General features: G+C 73.4%; 2 protein-coding genes. Both read right to left on the reverse strand.

Annotated features, from left to right (window positions below):
* Positions 1-227: hypothetical protein (locus FV228_RS32115; RefSeq protein ID WP_147858004.1), on the reverse strand; the 227-nt coding region annotated here is incomplete at its 3' end.
* A gap of 111 nt (positions 228-338) precedes the next feature.
* Positions 339-587: histidine phosphatase family protein (locus FV228_RS32120; protein WP_147858005.1), on the reverse strand; the 249-nt coding region annotated here is incomplete at its 5' end.

Below are 587 nucleotides of genomic sequence, written 5' to 3' on the forward strand. Positions count from 1 at the left end.
GCATAGGTCAGGCTCGGATGGACGCCACCCGCGATCACGCGGGCGCCGTCGACCAGGCAGGGATGCTCCGGCCGGGCCTGCGCGGAATTCAGAAAGATCTCGGCCAGCACCTCGTCGCGGATCAGGTCGGGGCGGTGCGCGCCACGCAGCACGGCCGCCCCGCCCGCCGGACGCTCATGCGCCCCGGCAGCCGGTCCGGACCGGGTCTTCTCGGCGACGTCGCTCATCCGCTGCTCCGCTGGCCGACCGAACAGATCGGCGCATACCGTGGCGACCGCCCTATAGCCAGCCGATCATGCCGTTATCGAGGCGGCTTTGAACCCTGGGTGAAGGACGGATTAAGCCCAGCGCCAGCCCGACGGCTCCAGGACCAGCACCTCGCCCTGGCGGATGCCGAGGCGCGGCGCCGCGTACATGTCGAGATGGCCCAGCGCCACCAGGGCCGCCCGGGCGACGCCGCCGTGGGCGACGATCACGGCATCCCGCTCGAGCCCGGACAGGACCGGGCCGACCCGCTCCACCAGGGCGGCGTAGCTCTCGCCGCCCTGGCCGGGCGGACGGTGGTTCCAGCGCTCGCGGTCGCGGGC

It is taken from the genome of Methylobacterium sp. WL18 (assembly GCF_008040015.1).
GTDB lineage: Bacteria > Pseudomonadota > Alphaproteobacteria > Rhizobiales > Beijerinckiaceae > Methylobacterium > Methylobacterium mesophilicum.